This window comes from Micromonospora sp. NPDC047707, assembly GCF_040704235.1.
GTDB lineage: Bacteria > Actinomycetota > Actinomycetes > Mycobacteriales > Micromonosporaceae > Micromonospora.
The window spans coordinates 1-7,143 of sequence record NZ_JBEYSU010000081.1; the positions used below are offsets into that span (position 1 = coordinate 1).

General features: G+C 66.7%; 8 protein-coding genes and 2 pseudogenes. 4 read left to right on the forward strand and 6 right to left on the reverse strand.

The features are described from left to right. Nucleotides 1-603, reverse strand: a pseudogene (locus AB0873_RS31295) (IS21 family transposase); the annotation flags it as partial. Nucleotides 604-729: 126 nt separating this feature from the next. On the opposite strand from AB0873_RS31295, the gene AB0873_RS31300 reads away from it, so the two are divergent. The 3 genes from AB0873_RS31300 (at nt 730) to AB0873_RS31310 (ending at nt 2,898) form a co-directional block, all read left to right on the forward strand. Continuing rightward, nucleotides 730-1,680, forward strand: a complete 951-nt coding sequence (locus AB0873_RS31300) for an IS481 family transposase (RefSeq protein WP_366604306.1) — start codon at nt 730-732, stop codon at nt 1,678-1,680. A gap of 327 nt (nt 1,681-2,007) precedes the next feature. Continuing rightward, nucleotides 2,008-2,169 (forward strand): hypothetical protein, encoded by a 162-nt coding sequence (locus AB0873_RS31305; protein WP_366604308.1) that lies wholly within the window; start codon nt 2,008-2,010, stop codon nt 2,167-2,169. 45 nt (nt 2,170-2,214) lie between these two features. Beyond that, nucleotides 2,215-2,898: a transposase gene (locus AB0873_RS31310; protein ID WP_366604318.1), complete on the forward strand. Its 684-nt coding sequence runs from the start codon at nt 2,215-2,217 to the stop codon at nt 2,896-2,898. A 308-nt stretch (nt 2,899-3,206) separates the two neighbouring features. Here the strand turns inward: AB0873_RS31310 and AB0873_RS31315 are convergent, their stop codons facing one another. The 4 genes from AB0873_RS31315 to AB0873_RS31330 all read right to left on the reverse strand — a co-directional run bounded on the left by AB0873_RS31315 (nt 3,207) and on the right by AB0873_RS31330 (nt 6,080). Then, on the reverse strand, nt 3,207-3,467 hold the full coding sequence (locus AB0873_RS31315; RefSeq protein WP_366604321.1) for a DUF1877 family protein: 261 nt from the start codon (nt 3,465-3,467) through the stop codon (nt 3,207-3,209). A 165-nt stretch (nt 3,468-3,632) separates the two neighbouring features. Beyond that, complete coding sequence (locus AB0873_RS31320) at nt 3,633-4,070, reverse strand: SMI1/KNR4 family protein (RefSeq protein WP_366604310.1); 438 nt, start codon at nt 4,068-4,070, stop codon at nt 3,633-3,635. Nucleotides 4,071-4,109: 39 nt separating this feature from the next. After that, nucleotides 4,110-5,366 carry an IS256 family transposase gene (locus AB0873_RS31325; RefSeq protein WP_366604312.1) on the reverse strand — a complete coding sequence of 419 codons (1,257 nt, stop codon included), beginning with the start codon at nt 5,364-5,366 and terminating at the stop codon, nt 4,110-4,112. Between the two features lie 495 nt (nt 5,367-5,861). Next, complete coding sequence (locus tag AB0873_RS31330; protein ID WP_366604314.1) at nt 5,862-6,080, reverse strand: transposase; 219 nt, start codon at nt 6,078-6,080, stop codon at nt 5,862-5,864. A 72-nt stretch (nt 6,081-6,152) separates the two neighbouring features. Between AB0873_RS31330 and AB0873_RS31335 the strand changes: the two genes are divergently transcribed. Further along, the gene (locus AB0873_RS31335) at nt 6,153-6,620 is read left to right on the forward strand and encodes a hypothetical protein (protein ID WP_366604316.1); all 468 of its coding nucleotides are present in this window, start codon (nt 6,153-6,155) and stop codon (nt 6,618-6,620) included. A gap of 335 nt (nt 6,621-6,955) precedes the next feature. Here AB0873_RS31335 and AB0873_RS31340 read toward each other — a convergent pair. Next, nucleotides 6,956-7,143, reverse strand: a pseudogene (locus AB0873_RS31340) (integrase core domain-containing protein); the annotation flags it as partial.

The following is a 7,143-nucleotide window of genomic DNA, read 5'->3' on the forward strand; positions in this document are numbered from 1 at the left end:
GAAGTGCGCGAACGCCCGCCGGTGACACTCCCAGAACGCGGCCAGATCCTGGCTGGTGGTGAAGCAGCAGAACGGATCCCGCGAGTACGACAGCACCATGTGGAACGAGTACACCTTCGGGATCCCGACGTGAGCGAGGATGCCGCCCTCGTCGCCCCAGTCCACCTGCGCCTGCGCGCCCGGGACGACCTCGAACCGACGATGCAGCCCGGCCAGCTGATCCGGACTGATCCCCAGCTCCGCGGCGATCCGCGGCCGGGCCTGCTGCAGATACAACTTCACCCGCTGGTAGTTACCGGTGAACCCGTACTGCTCGACCAGGCGTTCATGGATCACCGTGCCCTTGAGCAGCAACTCCGCCCGCAGCCACGCATCGACCACGTGCGCGAACACGTCGATCAGCTGCCCACGAGCCGGCCGCGCCGCAACCGGCGGCACCACCTCGCCAGCACCAGCAGCCAGGTACTTCTTCACCGTCCGCCAGTTCAGACCCGTCTCACGAGCGATCTCCGAAACACTCGCACCAGCCCCGTGCAGCGCCCGGAACCGGCGCACATCCAGCCACCGCTGCTCATCCAACGCCCCCACCGCCAGCCGCCCCACGCCGGTCCGATCACGACCCGAGCAGCCTCACCCCCAACCACCCGCACACAACGGACAAACGGTGCGCACCTCTGCAAGATCAGCTGTACGAGGCTCTGCACTCCAGGCCGTACCCCGACACCATCTATGTCCACCCCTCACCCGCCGCTCGACCGCGAGGCCAAGCGGCGCCTGGCGATCATCCGGCACGTCGAAGAGGTCAGCGGCAACGTCGCGCTGACGTGCCGGTATTACGGGATCAGCCGGCAGGCGTACTACATCTGGTACCGCCGTTACCAGGCCGAAGGCGTCGACGGGCTTCGCACTCGCTCGAAGCGGCCCAGGACCAGCCCGAACGCCACCCACGTCGAGGTGGTCGGGAAGATCATTTACCTGCGGCAGAACTACCACTTCGGCCCAGAGAAGATTGCGATGTACCTCAAGCGGTACCACGACGTCGCGATCAGCCACTCGGGTGTGTGGCGGATCCTCAAGCGCCTGGACATGAGTCGTCTGCCCGCCTCGCAGCGCTACAAGCGCCACGACAAGCGGTGGAAGCGGTATGAGAAGCAGCTGCCCGGCCACCGGGTCCAGATCGACGTGAAGTTCATCGAACCCATCGGCTCAGCCGGCGGCCGCTGCGGCGGGCGCAACAAGTACTACCAGTTCACCGCGATCGACGACTGCACCCGCCTGCGCGTGCTGCGCATCTATCCGCAGCTCAACCAGAAGACCGCGATCCAGTTCGTGGACTACGTGCTGCAGCGGCTGCCGTTCCAGGTGCAGGTCATCCAGACCGACAACGGCGCCGAGTTCCAGTCGGCCTTTCACTGGCACGTGCTGGACAAGGGCATCGCCCACACCTACATCAAGCCCCGCACGCCGCGGCTCAACGGCAAGTTGGAGAGGTCACACCGCATCGACGCCGAGGAGTTCTACCGGAGGATGCTCGACGGCGTCGTCATCGACGACGCCGAGGTCTTCAACGACAAGCTCCGCGAGTGGGAGGACTACTACAACTACGATCGACCGCACGGCGGCCTCGGCGGCCAGACCCCTTACGAACGCCTCAAGCAGAAGACCACGACCCAGGCGTAAACGATCACCGTCGGTTGCACATCGCCGGCAGCCGGTGTGTCCTCGGTCGACTGATGCGCGACACACGTCAGCCAACTGATCCGCGACATGCGCGCGGATCGCGGCTACCTATTGACTGGTGGTACGACCGCAGCCCGGCCAGGCTTGGTCGAGGTGACCGGTGGGGTCGCTCTCATCGCGGCTGCCCACCGCAGGCTGGTGTGGCTCTCATCTGGCGTGCGCTCCGCCGGTCACCGCGGCGGAGAGAGGCTCAAGTCAGGGGACTGCCCGGCTCAAGGTAGCGCTGCCCTCCCGTCGACGAACACCGTCGAATCGAGAGAGGACACGATGGCCCAGGTCATCATCGGCATGGACTCGCACAAGCGTTCCGCCACCATCGAAATCATCAACGCCCGGGAGAAGGCACTCGGGCAGGGCCGGTTCGGCACCGACCGCGACGGCTACCAGGCCATGCTCGCCGCCGGACGCAAGCACAAAGACCGCCTTTAGGCGGTCGAGGGCTGCAACGGCATCGGCCGGCATGTCGCTCAACGCCTGGTCTCCGACGGCGAAACCGTCGTGGACGTTCCCACGAAGCTGTCCGCCCGGGCCCGAGTGTTCGCCACCGGCCAGGGTCGCAAGACCGACCCGGTCGACGCCCGCAGCGTCGCTGTGGTCGCCCTGCGCACCGAAGGTCTGCGGCAGGTCGTCACCGACGACACCACAGTCGCGTTACGGCTGCTCGTCGACCGCCGTGACCAGCTCGGCCGCGCCCGCACCGACGTGGTCTCCCGGCTGCACCACCTGCTACTCGAACTGGTGCCCGGCGGCGCGAAGAAGGACCTGTCCGCCCAGCAAGCCCGCGCCCTGCTGGGCACCGTGCGCCCGCGCGACGTAGTCGGCAAGACCCGCCGCCGGCTGGCCTCCGAGCTGATCGGCGAACTCGTCGTCATCGACAAGAAAATCAAAACCGCGAAACAGGAACTCACCGACCTGGTCAACAGCACCGGCAGCCGGCTGATGAATTTGACCGGCATCGGACCCTCCGGCGCGGCCCGCCTGCTCGGCGACATCGGAGACATCGCCCGGTTCACCAGCCGCGCCCACTTCGCCTCGTGGAGCGGCACCGCGCCGATCGACGCCTCGTCCGGCGAGCAGAACCGGCACCGGCTCCAGAGCCGGGAACCGGCGCATCAACCGCGCGCTGCACATCATGGCCATCGTTCAACTGCGCCGTGACACCGAAGGGCGCCGCTATTACCGACGCAGACTGGCCGCGGGCAAAACCCCGATGGAGGCCCTACGGGCACTGAAACGGCGCCTGTCCGACATCGTCTACCGGCAGATGGTGGCCGACGCGAAGCTGGTCAAGACGGGCCCGGGAGGACACGCGGGGGCGACTCTGCAATCCAGCGCGGCCGACCCAAACCCCCAGATCGACACTTCGGAAAAGTCACTTCCCGGACCCGCCAGACCCCAGCCTAGAACAACCCACGCCGCGGCCTGTTGACACAGAGGGGTGCCAGATGAGCGCACCTGATCTTGGTTCAGGTGGCAGTGAAGATTACTGCGCGTTCCGCTGCGGCGGCTCGGTCGTAGAACGCCTGAACATCAACAAGGTTGTCCCAGGTGTACTCGAAGTCTTCGTCGTCCTGGGCGCCGTCGTAGTCGCGGTCATCGATAGCATCGAAGCGGCGACGTAGCCAGGTTCGGTCGACAGTCCGCAGGGCCTCGGCCACATCCCGCACCTCGGCGGCGCTGACGTACACGACGTAGTAGTCATCGTGTAGGTGTCGGCCACCGAGCACCGCGAGCAATTGTCAATACCTGTGGGTCAAGATCGTTTAACGGCTGGTCTGCCACCGACGACGCCGACGAGGCAGGGCGCGTTGAGCTGTCGCGCCGGAACCGTCGCCCGGTAGGTGTCGGCCAAGGCGTTTGGTGGGACCTGAGAAGTGGTTACGGCTGTTCGGCTACCGGTACCACTCCTCGTCGCTGTCACCCGCAAGGGAACGCTTTAGGTAGTCCTGTAGATCTCGGGCAACCCATCGCCGGCTGTCGTTCTCGTGGTCCCACACGAAGATGCCCGCACGCTGGGGCGTCCGGACGAAGGCGAACTGGTCCCCGTCGCCGCTGTCGCCGAAGAAGATCAGCGCGTCGAACGGCATGTACAAGTCTGCGTACGTGCTCCCCGACCAGAAGTGCAGGTTCTGCTCGACAATTCGTTCCAGGGGCCAGACAGTATCCACCCCGTAAGGCCCCACGATGCCGTCTGTTTCCTGGAGCAGGCTGACGAGCTCGGACGGCAGGCTGCACCCCAGACGCTGCTCTGCAGCAGCCAGGGCAGTGGCTTCAACGGGTGACCTGAACTCGGCGTCGCTGAACGCCTGGCCTGCGGTTTCTCTCCACATTCGCCCAGCCTAGACACGCTCAGTCAACATAGGTAGTTGTTATGCGGCGGCCTCGCTGGGTCGTTCGACGAGTCGCCCGTTGGTGAAGGTCGCGTCGGCGCGGACCAGGGCAACGAGGTGGGGTGCGTTGACTGCCCGCCACCGGTCTTGGGCAGCTTCGATGAGTTTGAACGCCATCGCGAGGCCGGCGGCCCGGCTGCCGGGTCCCTTGGTGACGCGGGTGCGGTGCCGGACGGTGGCGAAGGTGGACTCGATCGGGTTCGAGGTGCGCAGGTGCACCCAGTGCTCGGCCGGGTAGTCGTAGAACGTCAGCAGCACGTCGAGGTCGTCGGTGACCTTCGCGACAGCCTTGCCGAACTTCGCGCCGTACAGGTCGGCGAACCGCCTCGCGGCGAGCTGGGCGTGGGTCTTGTCTTCGGCGCCCCAGATCTCGGCAAGGGCGGCCTTCGCCCCAGGGTGTGCGGACTTCGGCAACGCGGCGAGCACGTTGGCGGTCTTGTGTACCCAGTCGCGCTGTTCACGGGTGTCGGGGAACACCTCCCGCAGCGCGGCCCAGAACCCCAGTGCACCGTCGCCGATGGCCAGGACCGGGGCGCGCATGCCGCGGCGGGCGCAGTCGCGCAGCACATCGGCCCAGGAGCCGGTCGATTCGCGGTAGCCGTCGGCCAGGGCGACCAGTTCCTTGGTGCCGTCGGCGCGGACTCCGACGACCACGAGCAGGCAGAGTTTGTCCTCGTCGAGACGGACGTTGACGTGGATCCCGTCGGCCCACACGTACACGTAGTCGACCTGCGACAGGTCCCGCCGGCGCCAGGCGTGGTAGTCATCGGTCCACTGCGCGGTCAGCCGGGTGATCGCCGCCGCGGACAGGCCAGCGGCCGAGCCGAGGAACTTCTCCAAGGCGGGCACGAAGTCCCCAGACGACAAGCCATGCAGGTGCAGCAGGGGCAGCACCTCGGCCACCTTCGGTGACTTGCGGCACCACGGGGGCAGGATCGCCGAGCGGAACCGTCGGCGCTTGCCGGTGGCCGGGTCAGTGCGCTTGTCGTTGACCCGCGGCGCGATCACTTCGACCGGCCCGGCGCCGGTCGTTACCTGCCGCGGCTGGGCATGGCCGTTACGCACCACCAGGCGGCGACCCCGCTCGTCACGTTCGTTTGCCAGCTCCGCCAAATAGGCGTCGACCTCGGCTTCCAACGCGGCAGCCAGCATCCGCCGCGCACCCTCACGAACGACCTCGTCCAGCAGCGAGACGCCATCACGTCGCTGCCCGTCTTCGGCGACTACAGTCAACACCGGGCGTGCCTTTCCCGACCGACGGTGCAACGTCGGCCGTGCTCGAGACCTACACGATCATCCGGGAAGGTACGCCCCTTCCCGATCGATCCACAGGTTCCGAGCATTCCTCCCCATCGGCTGCCATGCACCCAGTGTGGATCGGCGATCAAATGATGTCGACCTGCCAACAAACGCTCACCGCTGTCAATCGGGGAGACGTCCGCGTCTGGCACCCCTCCGTTGTAAAGAGGCGGCGGCGAGGGTTGTTCTAGGCTTGGATGTGGCGGGTCCGGGAAGTGACTTTCCGAAGTGTCGATCTCGGGGTTCAGGTCGGCCGCGCTGGATTGCAGAGTCGCCCCCACGTGTCCTCCCGGACCCGTCCCGGCCAGCTTCGCGTCGGCCACCATCCGCCGGTAGACGATGTCGGACAGCCGCCGTTTCAGTGCCCGTAGGGCCTCCATCGGGGTTTTGCCCGCGGCCAGTCGGCGCCGGCAGTAGCGGCGGCCTTCGGTGTCACGGCATAGCTGGAGGATGGCCATGATGTGCAGCGCCCGGTTGATGCGCCGGTTCCCGGCTCTGGAGCCGGTGCCGGTTCTGCTCGCCGGACGAGGCGTCGATCGGCGCGGTGCCGCTCCACGAGGCGAAGTGGGCGCGGCTGGTGAACCGGGCGATGTCTCCGAGGTCGGCGAGCAGGCGAGCCGGGCTGACAATAGGGCTTTGGGTCGACACCACCGTGGTCCACCGACCGGACCCTGCTGCGCAGCCTACCCAACCCGCTGACCCCGACCGAACAGGCCCGCATCCGTGACGCCCGCCCCGCCGGACCACCACCAGCACCACTACGCGTCGAACGACGCGTCAGCAGCCGCGGCGCCCTCGTCATCGGTGTTCACCGCCGTCTGTCACCACGCCGCCCGCGCCATCGGCGCCACCGTCACCGGTGTCACTCCTGCCGGCGTCACGCCCAACTTCCACGCCGTCGACATCCCCCACGCTCAGCACCACATCGCAGTGCTGCGGCACATCACACTGCCCCTCATCGCCTTCGCCCGCCCCCGAGCCAGCGGCGACGTCACCGTCACGTTCGTCGACCACTACGACCTCGCCGCCGCCACCATCAACCTGACCGACGCCCAGGTCCTCACCGTCGAGCAGCTACGAACCCCACTGGCACAGGTCGACCTGAGCGCTCTCGCCCCCTACGAGCGCGACCAAGTCAACTACTGGAAGCCGACCACCGTTGGCGAGCTGCTGTTCAACTTCTGGGACTGACCACCAGTAGCCTGAGAGCAGCAACAACCCAAGAGTCATCTAGCCGGATGTGTAACGGTTCAACCGGGAGCGCGATCCGTAACGCATCAAGTGGAGCCCGACAATCCCGCAGCGACCGTGACGGTGCCGGTGATCGTGGCAGTGGCAGACTGAGTGACAACGAGGCCTCTGGTGGCGGGAAGAGCGTGAAGGGTTGACCCGATTCACCAGAGGACTCGTTGCCGTTCACCCCACCACATCGGGGCACCGCGATCCGCTTGCCCCGAGCCCAGAACACACTTAACTACGCGCATTGCTACGCGGTTGAATCGGCCTGGAGTTGCCGGAGGGCGTTGTTAGGCCGCAGCGGCCCTGTTGTGGTTTCGGGTTGAATCGTAGTGCGCGGTCTCATATTCGACGGGCGGGGCGTGGCTGATCGAGGAGTGCAGGGCGGTCGTGGTTGTACCAGTGGACCCAGGACGCGGTGGCCTGCTCGACCTGCCGCCACGAGGTCCAGGTGGTCCGCTCGTGCTCGATGACCTCG